Genomic DNA, 19,956 nt, shown 5'->3' on the forward strand with positions numbered 1-19,956 from the left:
GCGGGTCAGCGCCCCGGGCGTCCCGTCGCGTGCTGCGCGGCGAGGCGCACCGGGGCGTTCTGCGCTCCGTATCCGCGGTATCCGCCGTCGCGCTGGACGAGTTCGAAGAAGACGCGGCCGATCGTCTCCGTGTAGCAGTGCCTGAACTCCCCGTGGGCGTCGCGGTCGTAGAGGATGCCGAGGTCGCGCAGGACGGCGAGTTCCTCCGCGTCGAGGTCGTGCCGGGCGGCCAGGTCGTCGTGGTAGTTGGCGGGGATGGGCAGCAGTCGGCCGCCGGACGCGCGGAAGCGCCGGGCGGCTTCCGCCACGTCGTCGGTGGCGAGGGCGATGTGCTGGACGCGGGCTCCGTCGTCCGTCGGGGCGGGGCCGACACCGAGGGCGATCCGGACACTCCCGTCGGCGTTGGTGACGGCGCGGCTGCGGTGCAGGCCGTAGGGGTCGGCGACGTCCACGCTCTCCTGGCCGGTCAGGCCGAGCACACCGCGGTGGAACAGCGCGGCCTCGTCGAACTGGTGCCAGGGCTGGGTGAGTGCGAGGTGGTCGATCCGGCTCACGGACCCAGGGCCGGCCGGGCGCGCGGCCGGTGCGCCGGTGCCGACCGGCTCGAAGTCGTCCGTCCACCGGCGGAGTTCGGGACCGGTGGAGGCCGCCGGCGGGCCGGACGGGGCCGGGGATCCGGTGGGGGCGCAGAAGAAGACCTCCGTTCCGTCGGGCGCTGCCACGGCGTCGAGCGCGGCGTCGTCGAGAGCCCGGCGGCGCGGCAGCACGGGCGCGAGGAGTGCCTCGGCGCGACGGGCCGCGGCGGCCGGGTCGGGCGACTCCAGGCCGATCGCGGCGAGGGCCGTGCCGTCTCGCGAGGCGGCCGGACCGGTGTTGACCAGGACGCGGGCCCCGCCCTGCTGCCACAGGTCCACCGGCTTGCCCCGGTGCCGGGCGGTGCGGGTGAAGCCGAGCGCGCCGAGGAGGCCGGCGACGGGGACGACGTCGGGGGTGACGAGTTCGGCGAAGGCGACACCGGTCGGCACGACGGGGGCGGGCGGCGCGGCGAGGGCCATCCCGGCGGGGAGGACCGGCCGCGTCCGTTCCTGGAGGACGAGGAGGGAACGCCGGGCGTCGACGGCGGTCGGCCCCGCGGCGGCCTGCCGGAACACGTCGTTGAACACCTCCAGCGACAACGGGCCCCGGTATCCGGCGCGCAGGACGTGCGCCAGCAGACCGGAGAGGTCGAAGCCGCCCTGCCCGGGGAAGCAGCGGTAGTGGCGGCTCCACTGGAGGACGTCCATCGCCATCAACGGGGCGTCGGCCAGTTGCAGGAAGAAGATCCGGTCCCCGGGGATGTCCTCGATCCCCTTGGGGTCGGAGCCGCGCGCCAGGATGTGGAAACTGTCCAGACAGGTGCCGAGGGCCGGATGGCCGGCAGCCTCGACGACGGTCCAGGCATGGTCGTACGTGTTCACGTGCCGCCCCCAGGCGAGCGCCTCGTAGGCCACCCGGACGCCGAAGTCCTCGGCGAGGCGGGCCAGTCGGTGCAGTTGTTCCGCCGCGAGCGCGTCGTCGTCGACGGCGAGGGGCGAGACGCTGGAGCACACGAGCACGGTGTCGGCGCCGAGACGTCGCATGAGAGCGAACTTGTGGCGGGCCCGGCGCAGCGAGCGCGCGAACGCCGCCTCCGGAAGGGCCTCGACGTCACGCATCGGCTGGTACAGATCGATGGTCAGGCCGAGGTCGGCGGTGCGGTCCCGGATCTCCTCGGGGGTGAGGGGGCTCGCGAGCAGGTCGTTCTCGAAGATCTCCACACCGTCGAAACCCGCGCGGGCGGCGGCGGTGAGCTTCTCGGTCAGCGAACCGCTGAGGGACACGGTGGCGATGGACGTACGCACGCTGCTTCCTTCCGTAGCCGGGGCAGTCGGGGTGACGGGGGCCGGGGACCGGCCGGAGCGGTCGGGGCCGGCGCGGTGCGGTCCGCCGTCACGCGTTCTCCGCCGCGGGCACCGGGGAGCCCGCCGGCTCGGCGATGTCCGCGAGCATCCGGGCCGGGTCGGGCTCACGTCCGGTGAAGAGCCGGAAGGCGTCCGCGGCCTGGAAGGCGGCCATGCCGCCTCCGTCGAGGACCGCGCAGCCGGCGGCACGGGCGGCCCGCACCAACTCGGTCTCCAGCGGCCGGTAGACCACCTCCGCCACCCACAGCCCGGGACGCAGCAGCCGCGCCGGGAAAGGGAGTCCGGGGTGCGCGGCCATACCGGTGGGCGTGGCGTGCACGACGCCGTCGGCACGGGCGAGCAGCCCGGCGAGCGCGTCCGGTGCCGCGGCGGCGGCCCGGCCGGTGCCGAAGTGCCGGCGCAGGGCGGCGGCGAGCCGGGCGGCCCGGTCGGGCAGCGCGTCGACGACGGTGACGTGACCCGCGCCGAGGGTGAGCACCGCGTGGGCGACGGCGGCGCCCGCGCCGCCCGCGCCCAGCTGGACGACCCGCTCCAGGGACACGTCGGGCAGGCCGCGGGCGAAGGACGCCGCGAAGCCGGTGACGTCCGTGTTGTGGCCGATCGCCCGGCCGTCCTCGAAGACCACGGTGTTGACCGCGCCGAGGGCCGCCGCCTGCGGGGTGAGGTCGTCGAGGTGGCCGATGACGAGCTGCTTGCAGGGGTGCGTGATGTTCAGCCCGTCGAAGCCGACGTCGCGTGCCGCGCGGACGAGGTCGCCGACCGCCTCGGGGGCGACGCCGAGCGTGTCGAGGTCGATCAGCCGGTACAGACAGCGCAGTCCCAGCCGGTCGGCCTCGTGTTCGTGCAGCACCGGGCTGAGCGAGGGACCGATCCCCGAGCCGATCAGGCCGACGAGGTACGAGGTCTGGGACACGGCGGGCCTCCGGCGAGGACGACTGACGCTGACGACAGGGTTAATGTACGAACTGGTTCGTTAGTCATATCAAGGCGTCCGCCCGATGGGAAGGGAGGCGGCGGGAGGGGACCGCGCGCGCCCGCTCCGCCGCACCCTGCTTCTAGAATCGCGGGCACCGACCGTCTCGCCCGAAGGAACCCGATGACCAGCGTCGAAGAACCGGCACGACCCGGCGGCCGCATCCGCGACGCCGCCCGCACCCGGGCCGAGATTCTTGACGTGGCGACCCAGGAGTTCTCCCGTGCCGGCTTCGCGGGCGCCCGGGTCGACGAGATCGCCGCCCGCACCAGCACCACGAAGCGGATGATCTACTACTACTTCGGCGGCAAGGAACAGCTCTTCACGGCGGTCCTGGAGCGGGCGTACACGGTCATCCGGCAGGCCGAACAGAAGCTGGACGTCGAGCATCTCGACCCGGTCGCGGCCATCCGCAGACTCGCCGAGCTGACCTTCGACCACCACGAGGCGCACCCCGACTTCATCCGCCTGGTGAGCATCGAGAACATCCACGAGGCCGAACACATCGTCGCCTCGGACGAGTTGGGCAGCATCGGCTCGCCCGCACTCGACGTGATCGGCCGGATCCTGGCGACCGGCCGCGCGTCGGGGCTGTTCACGGCCGACGTCGACGCCGTGGACCTGCACGCGATGATCAGTTCCTTCTGCTTCTTCCGGGTCTCCAACCGGCATACGTTCGGCGCCCTGTTCGGCCGCGACCTGGTCGCCGCCGACCAGCGGGACCGCTACCGGGCGATGCTCGGCGACATGGTCATCGCCTATCTCACCGCGGACCGCACGGCCGGCTGAACGGCCCGCCGAGCGCGGGGAGATCCTTCGGCACGACCCCTTGACACCCGGGAAACGTCGGCGCACCATCCGTAGCCAGTCGCTACTAACTATCCAGTGGGTTAATTAGCCGGAACAGCAGGCGCCACACGATCCCGCTCCCGGCACGGCCGACCCGTACACCCCCAGGGTCCCGGCACCACTCCCCTGGCACCGCCGCACTCCCGTCCCCGGAGTTCCCCGAAGGAGCAGCCGTGTCCGATCCCGCCACCCCGCTCACCGCGCCACCGGGCCAGCCGAAGAAGGCCGCGACGGCCGCCTGGATCGGCAGCGCCCTGGAGTACTACGACTTCTTCATCTACGGCAGCGCCGCGGCCCTGATCTTCCCGAAGGTCTTCTTCGACGACTCGGACCCGGCCGACGCGACCCTCCTCTCGCTCGCCACCTTCGGGGTGGCCTACGCGGCCCGGCCCGTCGGCGCGCTGTTCCTCGGCCACTTCGGCGACCGCGTCGGCCGCAAGAAGATCATGGTCTTCACGCTGATCCTGATGGGGCTCTCGACGTTCCTGATCGGCTGCCTGCCGACGCGCGACCAGGTCGGCGGCCTCGCTCCGGTGCTGCTCGTCCTGTGCCGCGTCCTCCAGGGCATCTCGGCGGCCGGCGAGCAGGCCAGCGCCAACTCGATGACGCTGGAACACGCGCCGCCGGGCCGGCGCGGCTTCTTCACCAGCTTCACCCTCAGCGGCACCCAGGGCGGCCAGCTCCTGGCGACCCTCGTCTTCCTGCCGATCGCCGCGCTGCCCGAGGACCAGTTGCTCTCGTGGGGCTGGCGCGTGCCCTTCTGGGCGAGCGTCGCGGTCGCCGTGGTCGGCTACGTCATCCGCCGCACGCTCCAGGAGACCCCGGCCTTCACGCAGCAGGCCGCGACGGAGGGCGTCGTGAAGCTGCCGCTCGGCGTGCTCTTCCGCGACCACTGGGCGGACGTGCTGCGGGTGATCGCCGGTGCGCTGATCGCGTCGGTCAGCACGATCTTCACCGTGTGGGCACTGGCCTACGGCACCAGTGACGCCGTCGGCCTGTCCCGGACGCAGATGCTGTGGGTGGGCGCGCTGGCCAACGTGGTCGCGCTCGGCGCGATTCCCGCCTGGGCCACGCTCTCGGACCGCATCGGCCGCCGTCCGGTGTACCTGATCGGCGCCGCCGGCAGCGCCGTCCTGATGACCGCCTACCTGTGGGCGATCTCCACCGGCTCGTACGCCCTGGTCATGCTGTTCGGCATCCTCGCGTTCGGCGTCGTCTACAGCGCGGCGAACGGTGTCTGGCCGTCGTTCTACGGCGAGATGTTCTCCACCCGGGTCCGGCTGTCCGGCATGGCCATCGGCACGCAGATCGGCTTCGCGGTCGCGGGGTTCGCCGTCACGTTCGCGGCGCGGATCGCGGGTCCGGACGGCGACGACTGGTCGGCGGTGGCCCTGTTCACCGCGGCCCTGTGCGTCCCGCCGGTGATCGCCGTGCTCACCGCCCGCGAGACGCACAAGGTGCCGACCGAGCACCTCGGCGAGGGGCCGCGGGACGAGGCGGTCCGGCGGACCACGGTCGCCGCCTGATCCGACGGCCCCGACCGCCCCGACCGCCCCGACGGCACAGGCACGTTCACCGGCCCTTCACAGCAAGCCACTTGAGGCAACATCAGGTATTGACCGACGATCAGAGCACCCGCGACGCTCTGGTCTGCGGCACCCTGGAGAGGGGCTCCGCGCACCCCGGCCGGGTTCAGGGGCGGCCGGTGTGCGCGGAGTGCCCGTCGCGGGCGGGAACAGCGGAGCCGCACACCACCGATGCCGCCTGCCCCCGGGGACGTCCGGTGATCGGGCGTCAGGGGGCCACTCCCCCGCGTGCCGCGTCGAGCAGGGGCCCCAGTTCGCGGGTCACGGCGGTCAGGGCGCGTACGTCGCGTTCGGCCCGGGCGATGAGCAGCGCGCCCTCCAGCGCGCTGATCATCACGGTGGCGAGCGGTTCGGCGCGTTCGCCGGGGACGCCCATCCCGGCGAGGGCCTCGGCGACCGGACGGGTCCAGCGCGCGAAGGCGGCGGCTGCGGCGGCCCTGGTCGCGTCGGCGGACTCGGCGCAGTCGACGGTGGCCGCCGCGACCGGACACCCCGAGACGAAGCCCGTCGCCCGGAGCTCCTCGGTCCACTGCCCCACCATCGCCGCGAACAGCCCGGAGGGCGTCGGCTCCGGCAGCGCCGCGAGGAAGCGGGCGACCCGGTTGCCCGCATAGCGGCCGGCCCAGTCCACGGCCTCGTTGACCAACTGCTCCTTGCCGCCGGGGAAGTAGTGCTGGAGCGAGCCACGGGGTGCGCCCGCGTGCTCGGCCACGTCCCGCATCCCCGTCGCGGTCACCCCGTCGCGCCGGACGAGCTGCGCCGCGCTGAACACCATGCGCTCGCGCGGCCCGCGTTCGGGTTGCGCCATTACCGACCTCCCGTGCCGACCGACCTGTCGCACCCTATCCACTATGACGGCTGTCATGAAGCCGTCTACTATGACCGCTGTCATAGGCGGTGGTGGAGGCGACGGCCCGCGGACGGGCCCGCGCTCCGGCCGGAGAGGCGGTTCCTGGTGTACGTCGGTTTCATCGGTCTCGGCGTGATGGGCACGCCGATGGCGCTCAACCTGGTGCGTGCGGGTGTCCCCCTCGTCGTGTGGAACCGCACGGCCTCCCGGGCCGAACCCCTGCGCGCCGAGGGGGCACAGGTGGCGGCCGGCCCGGCCGAGGTCTTCGAGCGGGCGGACACGGTCCTTCTCGTGCTGGCCGACGAGGACGCCGTCGACGTGGTCCTCGGCCGCGGTACGAGCGGGTTCGCGTCGCGTGTCGCCGGACGCACCGTGGTCCACATGGGCACGACGTCACCGGAGTACTCGCGCGGCCTCGACGCCGACATCCGCGCCGCCGGCGGGCGGTACGCCGAGGCCCCGGTCTCGGGCTCGCGCGTTCCGGCCGAGGCCGGGCGGCTGGTGGCGATGCTCGCCGGTGACCCGATGACGGTCGAGGCCGTACGCCCCCTGCTCGCACCCCTGTGCCAGGAGACGTTCCCGTGCGGGGCGGTGCCGAACGCCCTGCTGATGAAGCTGTCGGTGAACCTGTTCCTGATCACCCTGGTGACCGGCCTGACCGAGGCGTTCCACTTCGCGGACCGACAGGGCCTGGACCGGGGTCTGTTCCTCGACGTCCTGGACGCGGGCCCGATGGCCAGCGGCGTCTCCCGGATGAAGGCCCCGAAGCTGCTGGACGGGGACTTCGGGGTGCAGGCCGCCGTCCAGGACGTCCTGAAGAACAACGAGTTGATCGCGCGGGCGGCCAGACTCACCGGCCTGGCCTCGCCCCTGCTGGACGCCTGTCACGCCCTGTTCGCCGAGACCGTGGCGCTCGGTCACGGGGACCTGGACATGGTCGCGGTGCTGCGGGCGATCGAGCACCGCACGGAAGCGGTTCCGGCACGGGGCGACGCCGCGCGGTCAGCGGGCGGGGATTCCGTAGGCCCGCTCGACGTGCAGGCGTAGGACGAGGCGGCGGTCGCGGACCATGGCCGCGCGATAGTCGTCCCAGTCGGAGTGTTCGCCGAGGACGTCGCGGTAGAGGCGGATCAGTTCCTCGACCGTCTCGTCGTTCGGGTCGGCGGCGACGGGCGTCAGTTCGGCGGTGCCCTCGACCACGGTGTACGCCCAGCGGTCGTCGCTGGTCACGTGGTACGAGGCCCGGGGGTCCCGGCGGAGGTTGCGCGTCTTGGCCCGGTCGTCGGTGAGGGAGACGCGGATGACCCCCTCATCGGGGTAGTAGACGTGGCTGACGTTGGACAGCTGGGGCCGGCCGTCCTTCTTGAGCGTGACGAGCACGCCGCCCTTGTACGCGGAGAGCAGTTCGAGCAGCTCGTCCTGCGCCCCGTCCCGTTTCTCTTCAGCAGTCATGTGCGTGGCAACACCCGGAGCCGGACGTCCCATTCCGCCCACGGACCCGCATCACCCGTCCGGCCGTTCCCCGATCACGCGCGCCACGACCGGTAGACACTGTCTACCCACTCCTGGTAGACAGTGTCTATGAGTGATCCGGAGACCGGTGGGCTGAGGGCGCGTCTGATCGACGTGGGCGTCGACCTCGTGACAGCGGAGGGCGCGCAGGCGCTGACCCTGCGGGAGATCGCCCGCAGGGCGGGGGTCTCGCACGGCGCCCCGCGCCGCTACTTCCCGACCCACCTGGAACTGCTGTCCGCCATCGCGCAGCGCGGGTTCGGCGAACTCCAGGCGCGGGCCGCGGCGGTGGACGACGACTCGGCCGACCCGCGGGCCCGGCTCACGGCGCTCGCCACGGTCTATCTGGACTTCGCCCTGTCCCGGCGCGGCATGTACGAGCTGATGTTCCGTCACGACCTGCTGGAGAGCAACCGGTTGGGGCTGCGGGAGACGAGCCTTCCGCTGTTCGGGGTGCTCGTCGGCCTCGTCGGCCGGGTGCGCCCCGAGGCCGACGCCCCGACCGTCGCGGGCACCCTGTGGGCGAACCTGCACGGCATCGCCCAGTTGTGGGGGTGGGGCAGTCTCCAACTCAGCACCGGAGCAGCCGAGTTCGCACCCCTGTTGTGGGCGGCGCTCGACGCGCACCTCGGACCGGAGGAGCGGTGAGCACGGTCCGCTCCGTGAAGGGGGCCCACCGTACGGCGACCCCGGCGGCGCACCGCCGGGTCACCCTGGCGAGCAGTGTCGTCGGTGCCGTGATCGTCGCGCTCGACGGCACGGTCCTCACCGTCGCCCAGCCCACCCTCCAGCGCGATCTGCACGCCTCGTTCGCCCGGGTCCAGTGGACCAGCACCGGGTACCTCATCGCGGTGGCCGGGCTGTTGGTGTTCGCGGGACGGCTCGGGGACCGCCACGGCCATCAACGGGTCTTCGGTCTGGGCGTTCTGGGCTTCGGCGTGGCGTCGGCGGGGATCGGCCTCGCTCCCGGACTCGGCTGGGTGATCGCGCTCCGGGTGGCGCAGGGCGTGTTCGGGGCGCTGCTGCAGCCGGCCACCCTCGGGATGCTGCGCGCCGCGTATCCGCCCGACCGGCTCGCGATGCCCATCGCGCTGCGGACCAGCGCCATCGGTGTCGCCGCGGCCTCCGGGCCCCTCCTCGGCGGCGCGCTGGTCAGCCAGTTCGGATGGCGGGCCGTCTTCACCCTCAACGTCCTTCCCGCGCTGGTGCTCGGCGTGCTGGCGCTCACGGTCCGGCCGCCGGCCGCCACGGAGGCGGGCGGGGCGGTGAACTCGGGTCCGGAGGCGGGAGCGAGTGCGGGTGCGGCTGCGGAAGCAGGTGCGGGTGCGAAGACCGGCGCCCCGGCCGCGTCCGGCCCCCTCGACGTACCGGGGGCCGTCCTTCTGACGGTGGCGCTGGTCGCGCTGGTCCACACCCTGGTCGGGATCCCCGACTCCGGCTGGACGGCGGCGACCGCGTTCGGACTGACCGTGACGGCTCTCGCCGGTGCCGCGTTCGTGCGCAGGGAACGGCGTGCCCCGAGCCCGTTGGTGCCCCTCGACGTACTCGGCTCGGCGACCGTGGCGGCCGCGCTCGGCATCCTGGTCGCCGCGTCCGCCGCCATGTTCGGCACCCTGTTCACCGCCAGTTCCTTCCTCCAGCGAACCCTGGGGCTCGACCCGCTGGAGACCGGTCTACGGGCCCTGCCGGGCGGCGTCATGATGGTGCTCGGTGCCCCCGTCGCCGCCGTCCTCCTGCGCAGGTTCGGCGCCCGCGCGACCACACTGGCCGGAACGCTCCTTCTCACCTGCGGTGTCCTGCTCCTGTCCCGGCTCGACGCGGCGTCGACCGCCGTGACCGTCGGGGCGGGCTTCCTGCTGCTGGGCGCCGGATTCGCCACCGTGATGGTCACCGCGACCGCGGTCGTCGTCCGGCAGGCGTCCGCGGGATCGGCCGGTGTGGCGGGCGGCCTGCAGCAGACGGCGATGAACATCGGCCCCGTCCTCGGCATCGCCGCCGCGGCCACGCTGCTGACCGTGACCCCCGGCTCCGTCGGCCTCCCCCTCGTCACGCTGGCGGCGATCTGCACGGCGGGCACCCTGCTCGCACTGCGGCTTCCTGGGCACAAGAACACCGTGAGCACCGCTCACCGGAGCCCGGCCGACGCGGCTCCGGCCCGTACGGGACCATGAACGAGACAGGCGCGGCCCGGAGGAGAGCCATGGGACATCTGCGACAGGAAGTCGAACCGAGATCGGTCGGCCTCGACACCAAGGCGCTGGCCCGACTCGACCAGCACTTCACCCACATGGTCGACGACGGCCACCTGCCCGGCTATCTGGTCTGCGTCTCCCGGCACGGGAAGGTCGCCCACCTCACCACGTACGGACGGCGTGACCGCGAGGCCGGACTCCCGGTGGAGACCGACACGCTGTGGCGGATGTACTCCATGACCAAGCCGGTGACCTCGGTCGCCGCGCTGACGCTGGTCGAGGAGGGACGCCTCGGACTCGACGACCGGCTGTCCGACCATCTCCCGGCCTTCGCCGAACCACGGGTCTACGTCAGCGGTTCGGGGTCCGGGACGGTCACACGGGCCGCCGAACAGCCCATCCTGATCCGGCACCTGCTCACCCACACCGCCGGGCTGACCTTCGGCTTCTACCACGCGCACCCCGTCGACGCGCTGTACCGGGACGCCGGTGTGGAGTCCTCCGTGGCACCGGGCGCCGACCTGGCCCGGACGTGCGAGGTGTACGCGGGGCTGCCCCTGCAGTTCGAGCCCGGCACCCGATGGAACTACTCCGTCGCCACGAACGTCCTCGGCCGCGTCATCGAGGTGGTGTCCGGCCAGGACCTCGACACCTTCCTCCACGAGCGGATCTTCGGGCCGCTGGGCATGACGGACGCCGGCTTCCACGTCTCACCCGAACAGGAGCCCCGACTGGGCGAGTTGTACGGGGAGGACAGGGAGGGCGGCATCCGGCCCGTCGCCGGGCTCCCGCTGCGCGGCCGGCCCCGCTTCCTCTCCGGCAGCGGCGGGATGGTCGCGAGCGCCCACGACTACCACCGCTTCGCGGAGATGCTCCGCCGGCGCGGCGAACTCGACGGGGTCCGGCTGCTGCGCCCCGGGACCGTGGACATGATGGCGGCCAACCACCTGCCGGGCAACGCCGACCGCCGTACCGTCGGCGCCCCCTTCCACCAGGAGCCGGGCAACGCGGGCCTCGGCTTCGGCCTCGGCGTCTCGGTCGTGGTGGACCCGGACCTGACCCGGTCCCCCTCCAGCGAGGGCGCGTTCGGCTGGAGCGGCGTCGCCACCACCACCTTCTGGGTCGACCCGCGCAACGACCTCACGGTGCAGTTCCTGAGCCAGCTGCGCCCGACCGCCTCCCACTCGGTCTACCCCGAGCTCAAGCGCCTGGTGCACGAGGCGCTCCAGGGCTGACCGGCGGGCGACGTCAACCGGGCTGCCGTACCGCCCGGTTGACGCGGTACACGTCCCGTACGCAGAGGTTGACCACCGTGGTCGCCACGATGACCCCCGCGCACACGAGGAGGACGTCCCGGTCGGACCAGGTGCCCGCGGCGAGGGCGGCGAGCAGATAGCCGAGCGGGATCGCGAGGCGCTCGCCGACGCTGTTGAAGGAGCCTGCCCGCCCCAACTCCTGCTCAGGTATGTGCAGTTGGAACGCGGTCGTCCAGGCGACGATGGCGACGTCCAGGCCGATGCCGGCGAGCAGGGCCGCGACCAGCACGGCGGGCAGGGGCAGTCCGAGCCCCATCGCTGTCAACGGCAGGAAGAGCAGCGAGGCGGTGCTCACGGCGACGACGAGCAGCCGGTACGGCTTCCACCACAGGCAGACCAGCGCGCCCGCCAACAGGCCGAGTGCGAAGGCCCCTTGCACGAGGCCCCAGGAGCCGGCGCCGGAGTACAGCTCCGCCGCGAGAAGGGGCCCGAGCAGCTGGAAGCCGGCCAGCCAGGCGGCGACCACGATCATGCCGGCCACGGTGTACGTCCACAGCCAGGTCCGGGAGCGGAACCCTGCCCAGCCCGCGCGCAGATCGCTCAGGGCGCTGTGCACGGTGACGGGTCTCTCCAGGCGCAGCCCGTGCAGCAGCAGCGCCGCGATCAGGAACGTGAGGGCGTCCCAGGCCAGTGCCCATCCGGGTCCGCAGAGCGCGACGACGATTCCGCCCACCACCGGGCCGAGCACCCGTACCGCGTTGCTCGGCAGCCTGACCAGCGCGTTGGCCTGCTGCAGGTACTCGGCCGCGACCAGTTGGTTCACCACGCCCTGTCCGGCGGGCACGGTGAACGCCATGGCGACGCCCGAGAGGAATCCGCAGGCGGCGATCGAGAGGGTCGAGGCCGCGCCGCTCAGCACGACGACGGCGAGGGCGCCTTGGGCGGCCGCCGCGACGACGTTGCCCGCCACCAGGATCCGGCTGCGGGACATCCGGTCCGCGAGGACCCCGCCGGCGAGCAGGAAGGCGACGGTGGGCACCGTGTTCGTGGCGAGCACCAGGCCGAGCGAGCCGGCCCCGCCGCCCTCCCCGATCACCGCGTAGGCGAGGGCGAGCGGCGCCATCGCCGTCCCCGTCGCCGAGATCAGGTTGGCGAGGACGAACCGGCGGAAGGCGGCGCTACGCAGCGGCGCCGTCCGGGTCGTCGGCGGGCGCGCCGCGGTCTTCATCGTCCTCCCTCACCGACGACGCCGGGACACGGCCCGGCTCCGTCGATCGACTCCCCGTGCCGGGCGATCATACGAGGTCGGCCGAGGGAGGCGAGGACGGGTGGCGGGCCCCGGACCGGGGCCCGCGGCCTGGGGCGGCGCGCCGCCCTGTCAGGCCTCCGGCTCCGCCGCCGCGGCGGCGCGCACCACCGCCCACGCCGCCGCGGCGTCCTGGATCCCGAGGCCCGTGCTGTTGTGGAAGACGATGTCCTCGGGGCCGGTGCGGCCGGGGTGGCGGCCGGTGAGGACGGCGCCGAGCGGGACCAGGTCGCCGACGGTCAGGCGCCCCTCGCGCAGGGCGTCCACCACCGGTCCGGCGTGTTCGGCCGCCGTCGCCGGATCGTCGACGACGACCGCCGCGGCCCGGCGGAGCACCTCCGCGTCGACCTCGCTGCGGCCGGGTTCGAAGGAACCGACACTGACGACCGTGCAGCCGGGGGTCAGCCAGGCGCCCCGGACGACCGGGGTGGCGCTGAGGGTGCAGGCGGCGACCATCGGAAGGCCCGTGACGGCCTCCTCGGCCGAGCCGACCGCCTCGACCGGCACCCCGAGTTCGGCGGTGAGGCGGGCCGCCGCCCCGGCACGGCGACCGGGATCCGGGCTCCAGACGCGTACGGACCGCAGGTCGCGCACCCGGGCGACGGCCCGTGCGTGGGCCAGGGCCTGGGTTCCGGAGCCGATGAGGCCCAGCTCCGTGCTGTCGGGGCGGGCCAGGACGTCGAAGGCGACGGCACTGGCCGCGGCGGTGCGCAGCGTGGTCACCGCCGTGCCGTCCAGGACGGCGACGACCTGCCCGGTGTCCGGGTCGAGCACGGTGACCACCGCGTGGACGGTGGGCAGCCCGGCCGCCGCGTTGGCCGGGTTGACGCTGCCGATCTTGGCGACCGCCCCGGTGTCCGCGGACAGCCGCGCCAGGTAGGCGAAGACCACGCTGTCGTCGAAGCGGCTGGGATGCATGATCTTGCCGGGCAGTTCCGCGGTGCCGTCACCGAGCGCGGTGAAGGCCGCGCGCTGCGAGGCGATCGCCGCGTCGGTGTCCAGCAGTGCGGTCACCCGCTCGCGCGAGAGGAACAGCGGTCCGGGGTCGTCGTGTGTCATTCCTCAGTGATGACCGTTTTCGCCGACCCGCAAAAGATCGCCTTCGCCCATTCGTCGCCGTCGAGGTGCGGGAGGTAGTGGTCGAGGCGCTCCCGCTTGGTCAGCAGGTAGGTGAGGTTGTCCTCGCACGGCGGAATCAGCAGCGGCACCTGCTCGGCGACCCTGATGCCGTGCCGCACCAGCGACTCGCGCTTGCGCGGGTTGTTGGACAGCAGCCGCACGGACCGGACGCCGAGGTCGTGCAGCATCTGCGCCGCCACCCCGTAGTCGCGGGCGTCCACCGGCAGGCCGAGGGCGAGGTTGGCCTCCACGGTGTCGAGTCCCTCCGACTGGAGCTTCATCGCCTTCAGCTTGGCGAGCAGCCCGATGCCCCGGCCCTCGTGGCCCCGCAGGTAGACGAGGACACCGCGCCCCTCGGCCACGATCGCCCGCAGCGCGGCGGCGAGTTGGGGCCCGCACTCGCAGTGCTGCGATCCGAACGCGTCACCGGTCAGGCATTCCGAATGCAGCCGGGTGAGCACATCCCCTTCCCGTACGGCGTCCAAGTCGCCGTAGACGAGGACGACTTGTTCCTCGCCCCGGTCGTGGTCGAGGTAGCCGACGGCCTGGAAATCACCGTATTCGGTGGGCAGGGGGGCAATCACGACTCGTTCGACACCTGTGAGGTGGGCATTCCCGCCGAGTACGCCAAAGTTATCTGTCATGATCTGGTTCCTAAGCAGAGTCGAAAGGGCCGTGAAAACATGAGTGGTTCGGGAACGCGCTCGACGGTGTCGGGTGTACTGCCGCTGGACACCACGGAGGATGTCCGCGCACGGGGGGCCGGTGTCCCCCGTCAGGTCGCCGTTCTTCCCGTCGGCAGTCTCGAACAGCACGGGGCCCATTTGCCGTTGACGACGGACACGCTCGTCGCCTGCGCCGTCGCGCGGGAGATCGCGGCCGCCTACCCGGTGCAGCTCCTTCCCCCGGTGACGATCTCCTGCTCGCACGAGCACGCCGCCTGGCCGGGCACGGTGAGCATCTCCGCGGTCACCCTGTACGCGGTGGTCCGCGACATCGCCGCGTCGTTGCGGCGCTCGGGCGTCGACACCCTGGTGGTGGTCAACGGCCACGGCGGGAATTACGTGCTGGGGAATGTCGTGCAGGAATCCGCGGGCACCGGTACGCGTATGGCGCTTTTCCCCGCCGCGGAGGACTGGGAGGGCGCCTGCGAACAGGCGGGTGTGCAGACGTCGTTGCTCAGCGACATGCACGCGGGAGAAATCGAGACGTCCATTCTCCTGCACGCTCATCCGGAATGCGTCAAAGACGGTTATGAGGCCTCCGATTTCGTCGCCGACGACCGTCGGCATCTGCTCACGCTCGGCATGTCGGCCTATACCGAGTCCGGGGTCATCGGCCGTCCGTCGATGGCGTCCGCCGAGAAGGGCAGGGCGCTCCTGGCCGGGCTGGCCGAGGCCTTCGGCGCGTACTTCGCTCTGGTGACGTCCGAGTCGCTGCACTGATCACGCCCTTCCGCGTTCTCCTCGTGGGGGCGCCGCAGCGCGGCTCCCCACCGGACGACCAGGACCACGGCGCCGGGCAGGCTCGCCGCGAAGCTCAGCACGCCGTAGATCACGGCGACGGTGAGGCCCATGCCGGCACCGAGTCCGGCGGCACCGAACGCCCAGGCGGTGACGCCCTCGCGGGGGCCCCAGCCGCCGATGTTCAGCGGCAGCCCCATGGCGAGCAGGGCCAGCAGGGCCAGCGGCAGCAGGCGGGTGACGGACGCGTCGGACCCGGCCGCGCGGGCCGCCAGCACGAACATCGCGAGGTGTCCGGCGAGCACCAGAACCGACGACAGTGTCACGCCGGGCCAGCTGCGCCGGGCCAGCAGGGCACCGCGCGCCTCGGTGAGAGCGGCACGGACGGCGCCGTACCGGGTGGCGGACGCCGGGGCACGGCCCTTGCGGACGGCGCCCACGGTCACCACGCCGCACACCGAGACCACGGCGAGCAGCAGGGCGGACTCCCGGGACTGGGTGAGCACCGGTGAGGGCTGGGTGAGCAGCACCACCGCGCCGACGGCGATCAACACGGCCTGTCCCGCGGTGCGTTCGATGACCACCGCGCGGACGCCCCGGCCGATGTCGCCGGCGCTCTGTCCGTGCCGTACGGCCCGGTGCACGTCGCCGAGGACGCCGCCGGGCAGTGCGGCGTTCAGGAACAGCGCGCGGTAGTAGTCCGCGACGGCCGCGCCGAGGGGGAGCCGGATGCGCAGTTCGCGCGCGACGAGGCACCACCGCCAGGCGCTGAACGCCGTGGTGAGCAGCCCGATCCCGATCGCCGCCAAGAGCGTCGTCCCGTCGATCCGTCGCAACCCGTCGAGGAACACCCCTGTACCCAGTCGCCAGAGGAGCACACCGAGGATGAGGACACCGGCGACCGTGCCGAGGTGCTTGCGCATCCGGCGGACGACGCCTCGGCCGCGCGGCCCGGAGCCGGGATCGGCGGCCTCGTCCGCGGGCCCCTCGGCGGACGTCGGCCCGGGGCCGCTCACCGGCGCCGCGGTGCCCGCCGACGCGGAGGCCGCGTCGGACACGGTCGTGCGGGCCGGCCCGGCCGTCGGCGCGTGCGGCCCGCCGGCCGGGTTCGCCGCCACGCCGTTCACGCCAACCGCGCCCACAGGGAGCGAGGTCGCCGGTAGGGCGGGCCCGGTCGCGGTCACCGTCTCCAGGCCGGCACTCACGCCGCACCCCTGGTGCCCCGGGGCAGTGCCAGGACGTCGCTGTGGTGCACGAGCACGCTCAACTCCCCTGCGGCGCACGCCTCCAGGCGGGCGCTCAGGTAGGACGCGGCGCGTTCCGCGAGGTCGGGGCGCTCCTCGACGGCCGCGCCGACCCAGCCGCGCAGCCACTCCGCGGTCAGTTCGGCCTGGTCGGGGCCGAGCCGCCAGGGGCTCGGATGCGCGCGCACCGTCGCGCCGTACCGGCCGAAGGCCTCGCAGGCGGCCGTGACGGCCTCGGGGCCGAGCCTCTCGCCGCGCCGCTGGTGGGCGTTGAACGCCTCGCCGATCTCGGCGTCCAGCGGGTCGGCCGGGGACAGTTCGACGCGGCCGACGACGGACAGGGTCAGCAGGGCGGGCACGCCGGCGCCGGCGCAGGCCGCCGCGAGCCGGTCGATCTCCTCGCCGGTGAGCACGTCGAGCAGCGCCGAGGCGGTCACCAGGGACGCTCCGGCGAGGGCGTCGGCGGTCAGCCGGCCGATGTCGCCCCGCTGGGTGGTGACGCCGACGTGGCTGCCGTCGGCCGCCGCGCGGGGCGCACCCACGGTGGCGAAGTGCAGCAGGTAGGGGTCCCGGTCGTGCAGGATCCAGTGCTGGGCGCCGTCGAGCCGCGGGGCCAGCCAGCGGCCCATGGAGCCGGTGCCGCAGCCCAGGTCGTGGATCACCAGGTCGCCGCCGCGCACCGGACGGTTGGCCAGCCGGACGCGCAGCGGGTCGAGCAGGTCGGCCGCGCGGGCGGCGGCGTCGGCGGGTTCCCGCAGCCGGAGCCACTGCGGCGCGTAGCGCGGCACCTCGTCGGCGTCGGACTCAGCCCCTCGCTGACCGGGCACGCCCGTCCTCACCTTCTGCTCGGGCTCCTCGGGCGTGCCGGAATCCGGCCCGCCCGTGGACGTCGTCGGGGCACTCATGCGGCCCTCCGGGGTGCGTCGGGCAGCCGGCCGAGCACTCCGGCCAGGCTGCGCGCGGTGGTCGCCCAGCCGTCGAGCGCGGCACGGCGTCCGCGGGCGGCGGCCTTCAGCCGGCGGCGCACGTCGGCCTCACCGAACCAGCCGCGCAGTTCGGCGGCGAGCGCCCCCGGGTCCTCCGGCGGCACGAGGATGCCGGGCACCCCGCCGTCGGGTGCGCGGCCGACCGCCTCGGGAAGCCCGCCGACGTCGGTGGCGAGCACCGGAATGCCGCGCGCCAGCGCCTCGGTGACGGCCATGCCGTACGTCTCGGCGTACGAGGTGAGGACCATGAGGTCGGCGGCGGCGTAACTGGCGTCGAGTTCGGCTCCGGCCTGCGGGCCCGCCAGGTGGAGACGGTCGCCGAGGCCGTACTGCGCGATGAGGGACCGCAGGTGGGCGACGTAGGCCGGGTCCTGGGCGAGTCCGCCGACGCAGACACAGCTCCAGGGCAGGTCGGTGACGGTCGCCAGGGCTTCGACGAGCCGGTGCTGGCCCTTGCGGGGGGTGACCGCGGCGACGCACAGCAGCCGGGAGACACCGTCCGTGCCGGAGGCGAGCGGCGCGATGTCGGCGCCGGGGGCGGCGACGTGGACGCGGTCGGGGGCGAGGCCGTGGTGGGCGACGAGCCGGCGGACGGCCCATTCGCTGGTGGCGACGACGGCCGACACGGCCCGCAGCGTCGTGCGTTCCCGGGCGTCCAGGTCGGCGGCGACGGCCGGCGGGAGCCCGGTCTCGTCGCCGAGCGGCAGGTGCACCAGGACGACCAGGCGCAGCCGGTCGGCCTCGGGGACGACGATCTCCGGGACCCCGCAGGCGACGAGACCGTCGAGGAGGACGACCGTGCCGTCGGGCAGGTCGGCGAGGGTGCGGGAGAGTTCCGTGCGGGCCGCGACGCCGGGGCGGGGCCATTCGCCGGGGACGGCGTGCCGGTGGACCTGCCAGCCGAAGCCGGGCAGGTCCAGGCAGAGGCGCCGGTCGTAGGCGTTGCCGCCGCTCGGCGCCGCCGGGTCGTCGACACCGCCGGGCATGACGAAGTGCACGGAGCGCAGGGACATGGGGATGATCTCGGCGTTCTTCAGAGCCGTGTGCTGCACGGGCACGTAGTTCAGGGCGCCGTCGGGGCCCTGCGTCACGGTGCCGTGTCCGGCCCGTGGGGTCGTCTTGTCGAGGATCACGTCGGTCACAGGGCACGCTCGTAACTCGCCCAGGCGATGTGCGACTCGTGGAGGGTGACGGTGATGCCGGTCAGGCCGCGGGCACCCTCACCGAGCCCGCCCGCGTGGACGCGGGCGGCGAGCCGGTCCGCGATGACCTTGGCGAGGAACTCGGTCGAGGTGTTGGTGTCCTTGAAGTCCGGTTCGCTGTCGAGGTTGCGGTAGTTCAACTCGCTGACGACGGCGCCGAGTTCCTGCGTCGCGAGCCCGATGTCGACGACGATGTTGTCGTCGTCGAGCTCGGGGCGGCGGAAGGTGGCGTCCACCAGGAACGTCGCTCCGTGCAGGCGCTGCGCGGGTCCGAAGACCTCGCCACGGAAGCTGTGGGCGATCATCAGGTGATCGCGGACGGTGATGCTGAACAACGGACGACCCTCCAGGTGCGGTACGTCTGATCCTCTGCCGGGATCACGTCTTCTAGTACGGGTACCCGGCGCACCGTGTTCAGCCGCCGGTCGCCCTTTCTTCGGAGTCGCTGGAGGTCAGGCCGGTTCCGGTCGGCTCAAACCTCGTCGTAGGCGACGCGGTGACACAGCGCCGGGATCGATCCGGAGGCGAGTTTCCCCATCACGTCGGGGAGTTCGGAGAAGGCGCACTCTCCGGTGATGAGGGCGTCGAAGGCCGGTTCCGCGAGGAGTTCGAGGGCGAGCGCGAGCCGGTCGGCGTAGGTCCGTCCGGCCCGGCCGGAGGGGGAAACGGAACCGACCTGGCTGCTGCGCAGGGTCAGCCGCCGGGAGTGGAAGGCCTCCCCGAGCGGCAGGCCGACCCGGCGGTCGCCGTACCAGCTCAGTTCGATGACGGTGCCCTCCCGGGCGAGGAGTTCCAGGGAGCGGGTGAGGCCGGCCTCGGTGGCGCTGGCGTGCACCACGAGGTCGCACTCGCCCGCGGCGTCCTCGGGGAGGGCGAAGCCGACGCCGAGTGCGCGGGCGACGGCGGCGCGATCCGGGTCGGCGTCGACGAGTTGGACCCGCACCCCGGGGAACCGGGCGAGGAGGGCCGCGACCGAGCAGCCGACCATGCCGCCGCCGACGACGGCGATCCGGTCCCCGATCAGCGGAGCGGCGTCCCACAGGGCGTTGACCGCGGTCTCGACCGTGCCGGCGAGGATCGCGCGGGACGCGGGCACGGAGTCGGGCACCACGGTCACGGCGTTCGCCGGGACGACGTAGTGCGTCTGGTGCGGGTAGAGGCAGAAGACGGTGCGCCCGAGGAGCGGTTCGGGTCCTTCCTCGACCCGGCCGACGTTCAGGTAGCCGTACTTCACGGGTGCGGGGAAGTCGCCCTCCTGGAAGGGCGCGCGCATCGAGGCGTACTGGTTCTCCGGGACCCCGCCGCGGAACACCAGGGTCTCCGTGCCCCTGCTGACCCCGGAGTACAGGGTGCGCACCAGCACCTCTCCGTTCCCGGGAGCGGGCAGGAGTGCCGGCCGGATCTCTCCGTGGCCGGGTTCGGCGAGCCAGAAGGCGCGAGTCGTGCGTTCCATGAGCGTCCCCCTGAACGATTCAGCA

General features: G+C 73.3%; 18 protein-coding genes and 1 pseudogene. 7 read left to right on the forward strand and 12 right to left on the reverse strand.

Annotated elements, in window-relative coordinates; all coding sequences use genetic code 11:
• Positions 1-5 precede the first annotated feature (5 nt).
• Positions 6-1,880: a bifunctional sugar phosphate isomerase/epimerase/4-hydroxyphenylpyruvate dioxygenase family protein gene (locus OG406_RS08695; protein ID WP_329185106.1), complete on the reverse strand. Its 1,875-nt coding sequence runs from the start codon at positions 1,878-1,880 to the stop codon at positions 6-8.
• 88 nt (positions 1,881-1,968) lie between these two features.
• Positions 1,969-2,853, reverse strand: a complete 885-nt coding sequence (locus tag OG406_RS08700) for a shikimate dehydrogenase (RefSeq protein WP_329185108.1) — start codon at positions 2,851-2,853, stop codon at positions 1,969-1,971.
• Between the two features lie 183 nt (positions 2,854-3,036).
• Between OG406_RS08700 and OG406_RS08705 the strand changes: the two genes are divergently transcribed.
• Entirely contained in the window at positions 3,037-3,702 is a 666-nt protein-coding gene (locus OG406_RS08705; protein WP_329185110.1) for a TetR family transcriptional regulator, read from the forward strand.
• A gap of 233 nt (positions 3,703-3,935) precedes the next feature.
• The gene (locus tag OG406_RS08710) at positions 3,936-5,288 is read left to right on the forward strand and encodes an MFS transporter (protein WP_329185112.1); all 1,353 of its coding nucleotides are present in this window, start codon (positions 3,936-3,938) and stop codon (positions 5,286-5,288) included.
• Between the two features lie 268 nt (positions 5,289-5,556).
• Here the strand turns inward: OG406_RS08710 and OG406_RS08715 are convergent, their stop codons facing one another.
• Positions 5,557-6,156, reverse strand: coding sequence for a TetR/AcrR family transcriptional regulator (locus OG406_RS08715; protein ID WP_164370248.1), 600 nt, complete (start codon positions 6,154-6,156; stop codon positions 5,557-5,559).
• Positions 6,157-6,303: 147 nt separating this feature from the next.
• Here OG406_RS08715 and OG406_RS08720 point away from each other — a divergent pair, with 147 nt between their 5' ends.
• Positions 6,304-7,245: an NAD(P)-dependent oxidoreductase gene (locus OG406_RS08720; protein WP_164370258.1), complete on the forward strand. Its 942-nt coding sequence runs from the start codon at positions 6,304-6,306 to the stop codon at positions 7,243-7,245.
• On the opposite strand, the gene OG406_RS08725 is transcribed toward OG406_RS08720, so the two are convergent.
• Positions 7,201-7,650 carry a PPOX class F420-dependent oxidoreductase gene (locus tag OG406_RS08725; RefSeq protein WP_266617518.1) on the reverse strand — a complete coding sequence of 150 codons (450 nt, stop codon included), beginning with the start codon at positions 7,648-7,650 and terminating at the stop codon, positions 7,201-7,203. The genes OG406_RS08720 and OG406_RS08725 overlap by 45 nt on opposite strands.
• Before the next feature lie 129 nt (positions 7,651-7,779).
• Between OG406_RS08725 and OG406_RS08730 the strand changes: the two genes are divergently transcribed.
• From OG406_RS08730 to OG406_RS08740, 3 genes are read left to right on the forward strand one after another with little or no spacing between them, the layout of a single operon-like run.
• The gene (locus OG406_RS08730) at positions 7,780-8,358 is read left to right on the forward strand and encodes a TetR/AcrR family transcriptional regulator (RefSeq protein ID WP_329185116.1); all 579 of its coding nucleotides are present in this window, start codon (positions 7,780-7,782) and stop codon (positions 8,356-8,358) included.
• Positions 8,355-9,881: an MFS transporter gene (locus OG406_RS08735; RefSeq protein WP_329185119.1), complete on the forward strand. Its 1,527-nt coding sequence runs from the start codon at positions 8,355-8,357 to the stop codon at positions 9,879-9,881. The genes OG406_RS08730 and OG406_RS08735 overlap by 4 nt, the downstream gene beginning before the upstream one ends.
• 29 nt (positions 9,882-9,910) lie before the next feature.
• Entirely contained in the window at positions 9,911-11,137 is a 1,227-nt protein-coding gene (locus tag OG406_RS08740; RefSeq protein WP_329185120.1) for a serine hydrolase domain-containing protein, read from the forward strand.
• 13 nt (positions 11,138-11,150) lie between these two features.
• On the opposite strand, the gene OG406_RS08745 is transcribed toward OG406_RS08740, so the two are convergent.
• The 3 genes from OG406_RS08745 to ribA all read right to left on the reverse strand — a co-directional run bounded on the left by OG406_RS08745 (position 11,151) and on the right by ribA (position 14,227).
• Positions 11,151-12,386, reverse strand: coding sequence for an MFS transporter (locus OG406_RS08745; RefSeq protein WP_329185122.1), 1,236 nt, complete (start codon positions 12,384-12,386; stop codon positions 11,151-11,153).
• A 150-nt stretch (positions 12,387-12,536) separates the two neighbouring features.
• On the reverse strand, positions 12,537-13,523 hold the full coding sequence (locus tag OG406_RS08750) for an ornithine cyclodeaminase family protein (RefSeq protein WP_329185124.1): 987 nt from the start codon (positions 13,521-13,523) through the stop codon (positions 12,537-12,539).
• On the reverse strand, positions 13,520-14,227 hold the full coding sequence (ribA, locus tag OG406_RS08755) for a GTP cyclohydrolase II (RefSeq protein WP_266617512.1): 708 nt from the start codon (positions 14,225-14,227) through the stop codon (positions 13,520-13,522). The genes OG406_RS08750 and ribA overlap by 4 nt, the downstream gene beginning before the upstream one ends.
• 39 nt (positions 14,228-14,266) lie before the next feature.
• Between ribA and OG406_RS08760 the strand changes: the two genes are divergently transcribed.
• Positions 14,267-15,028 (forward strand): creatininase family protein, encoded by a 762-nt coding sequence (locus OG406_RS08760; RefSeq protein ID WP_323178235.1) that lies wholly within the window; start codon positions 14,267-14,269, stop codon positions 15,026-15,028.
• A gap of 137 nt (positions 15,029-15,165) precedes the next feature.
• Here the strand turns inward: OG406_RS08760 and OG406_RS08765 are convergent.
• The 5 genes and pseudogenes from OG406_RS08765 to OG406_RS08785 all read right to left on the reverse strand — a co-directional run.
• Positions 15,166-15,969: pseudogene (locus OG406_RS08765) on the reverse strand (lysylphosphatidylglycerol synthase transmembrane domain-containing protein); the annotation flags it as partial.
• Positions 15,970-16,247: 278 nt separating this feature from the next.
• Positions 16,248-17,195, reverse strand: coding sequence for a class I SAM-dependent methyltransferase (locus OG406_RS08770; RefSeq protein WP_164371040.1), 948 nt, complete (start codon positions 17,193-17,195; stop codon positions 16,248-16,250).
• Positions 17,192-18,418 carry a glycosyltransferase family 4 protein gene (locus OG406_RS08775; RefSeq protein ID WP_382751917.1) on the reverse strand — a complete coding sequence of 409 codons (1,227 nt, stop codon included), beginning with the start codon at positions 18,416-18,418 and terminating at the stop codon, positions 17,192-17,194. The genes OG406_RS08770 and OG406_RS08775 overlap by 4 nt, the downstream gene beginning before the upstream one ends.
• Positions 18,415-18,813 (reverse strand): 6-pyruvoyl trahydropterin synthase family protein, encoded by a 399-nt coding sequence (locus tag OG406_RS08780; protein ID WP_266617509.1) that lies wholly within the window; start codon positions 18,811-18,813, stop codon positions 18,415-18,417. Before OG406_RS08780 ends, OG406_RS08775 begins: the two co-directional genes overlap by 4 nt.
• A gap of 137 nt (positions 18,814-18,950) precedes the next feature.
• A complete protein-coding gene (locus OG406_RS08785; RefSeq protein ID WP_329185128.1) occupies positions 18,951-19,931 on the reverse strand; it encodes a zinc-dependent alcohol dehydrogenase in 981 nt (326 codons plus the stop codon).
• Positions 19,932-19,956 lie beyond the last annotated feature (25 nt).

It is taken from the genome of Streptomyces sp. NBC_01428 (assembly GCF_036231965.1).
Lineage (GTDB): Bacteria > Actinomycetota > Actinomycetes > Streptomycetales > Streptomycetaceae > Streptomyces.

What these genes read in the sequence shown, in the direction of transcription:
- OG406_RS08745 (WP_329185122.1), bottom strand. Translation starts at nt 12,386, where the DNA reads ATGAAGACCGCGGCGCGCCCGCCGACGACCCGGACGGCGCCGCTGCGT.
- OG406_RS08750 (WP_329185124.1), bottom strand. Translation starts at nt 13,523, where the DNA reads ATGACACACGACGACCCCGGACCGCTGTTCCTCTCGCGCGAGCGGGTG.
- OG406_RS08740 (WP_329185120.1), top strand. Translation starts at nt 9,911, where the DNA reads ATGGGACATCTGCGACAGGAAGTCGAACCGAGATCGGTCGGCCTCGAC.
- OG406_RS08770 (WP_164371040.1), bottom strand. Translation starts at nt 17,195, where the DNA reads ATGAGTGCCCCGACGACGTCCACGGGCGGGCCGGATTCCGGCACGCCC.
- OG406_RS08730 (WP_329185116.1), top strand. Translation starts at nt 7,780, where the DNA reads ATGAGTGATCCGGAGACCGGTGGGCTGAGGGCGCGTCTGATCGACGTG.
- OG406_RS08760 (WP_323178235.1), top strand. Translation starts at nt 14,267, where the DNA reads ATGAGTGGTTCGGGAACGCGCTCGACGGTGTCGGGTGTACTGCCGCTG.
- ribA (WP_266617512.1), bottom strand. Translation starts at nt 14,227, where the DNA reads ATGACAGATAACTTTGGCGTACTCGGCGGGAATGCCCACCTCACAGGT.
- OG406_RS08725 (WP_266617518.1), bottom strand. Translation starts at nt 7,650, where the DNA reads ATGACTGCTGAAGAGAAACGGGACGGGGCGCAGGACGAGCTGCTCGAA.
- OG406_RS08715 (WP_164370248.1), bottom strand. Translation starts at nt 6,156, where the DNA reads ATGGCGCAACCCGAACGCGGGCCGCGCGAGCGCATGGTGTTCAGCGCG.
- OG406_RS08785 (WP_329185128.1), bottom strand. Translation starts at nt 19,931, where the DNA reads ATGGAACGCACGACTCGCGCCTTCTGGCTCGCCGAACCCGGCCACGGA.
- OG406_RS08705 (WP_329185110.1), top strand. Translation starts at nt 3,037, where the DNA reads ATGACCAGCGTCGAAGAACCGGCACGACCCGGCGGCCGCATCCGCGAC.